The organism is uncultured Campylobacter sp. (genome assembly GCF_938018145.1).
Taxonomy (GTDB): Bacteria; Campylobacterota; Campylobacteria; order Campylobacterales; family Campylobacteraceae; genus Campylobacter_A.
This window is the reverse complement of the sequence record NZ_CALIII010000292.1, coordinates 1-1,301: the sequence shown is the minus strand read 5'-3', so window position 1 is coordinate 1,301 and position 1,301 is coordinate 1. Positions and strand designations below refer to the sequence as shown.

Annotated in this window: 2 protein-coding genes; both read right to left on the bottom strand. The window is 46.0% G+C overall.

Annotation, left to right across the window (positions count from 1 at the left end):
• A partial coding sequence (locus tag Q0338_RS06790) for a hypothetical protein (protein WP_298086098.1) occupies positions 1–257 on the bottom strand: 257 nt, incomplete at its 3' end.
• Between the two features lie 87 nt (positions 258–344).
• Positions 345–1,301, bottom strand: a 957-nt coding sequence (gene ribD, locus Q0338_RS06785; RefSeq protein WP_298086097.1) for a bifunctional diaminohydroxyphosphoribosylaminopyrimidine deaminase/5-amino-6-(5-phosphoribosylamino)uracil reductase RibD, incomplete at its 5' end; no start/stop codon positions are given.

Genomic DNA, 1,301 nt, shown 5'->3' with positions numbered 1-1,301 from the left:
TCAAACGTTTCTACCATATTTAAAATATCCTTTAAATTTATAAAACTTTCACCCACATAAGATGTTTGAATATCATTTATTTTATAATTTTTGATAGTAGCTTGTTCCTCGAAATTTTTACTATTATTGCTAATATAAAAAATTCTAGCTTCGTTTATATTTGGCTCTTGATTTTTTACAGCAATCTTTTCGCTCAAACACCCAGATAAAAACACCAACGTTATTGCTAAATATAAAATAAAATATTTTTTTATCATTTTATCTCCAATCTAAATATTTTATTAAATTATACCAGAAACAGCTAATCCCATATTAAAAAACAGATATTTATTGTTTTGCAAATACTAGGTTTTATACCACCCGTAAACGTCGCCGTCAAGCTCGCCGTGAAATAACGGCTTTAGTTTTAAATTTAGCTTTACCGCGGGTGCGTCCAAAAGCTCGCTAGAGCGGTAAAGCAGCAGCCATTTTACGCGTTCGTCTAGGGCTTTTAGCGCGTTTTCGCCGCCCTCAAACATCGTTAAACGCGGCGCGAAAGCTTCGTTTATATCGCTAGTTACGCGCACGCTCCTGCCCTCCACGCCAAAAAGCGGTATAGACGCATCAAACTCCTGCTCGCGCGAGTAGATTATCACGTTTGGGTTTTTGCCGTCCTCTATCAGCCTGGTATCAAGCCTCGGGCGGTCGGCGCGGACGGTGGCGCCGCCGACAACTAGCAGCTCAGCCACGCTACGCAGGCGGTGAGAGTGGGTGCGGCTGGCTAAATTTGAGATGATTTTGCTCTGCGCGGTGCCGACTGCGACGCCGTTTGCGCTAAGGGCGAGCTTAAAAAAGCTAAAATTCCCCCTCTGCCACGCTAGAAACGGCTCTATCAGCTCGTCCGCCTCACGCCTTAACACGTCAAATTTGACCGATATGCCGCTGCTTTGCAAGATATGCGCGCCGCCGCTTGCCACGGCATTTTCGTCGCCTCTAGCGATGACGACCTCGGCAAATTTTAGCCGACTTAAAAGCTCGGCGCAAGGCGGAGTTTTACCGCGGTGAGCGCAGGGCTCGAGCGTCACGTAGGCCTTGGCGCCTTTTAGCAGATCGCCGTGATTTTGCAGGATGTATTCATACGTGAAATTTGGCTCCAAGTCCGCGTTTTCAAGCTCGGCCGCGTTTTCAAATTTGACGCCAAAAGCCGCGTTATACTCGCGTAAAAAATCCCTTAAAAACGCCTCGCTTTTTTTGCAAAGCGCCAAAAGAATCGCGCTTGGCTCGGCGTGTAAAAAGCCCGCCTTTTTATGCGCGGCGACTGA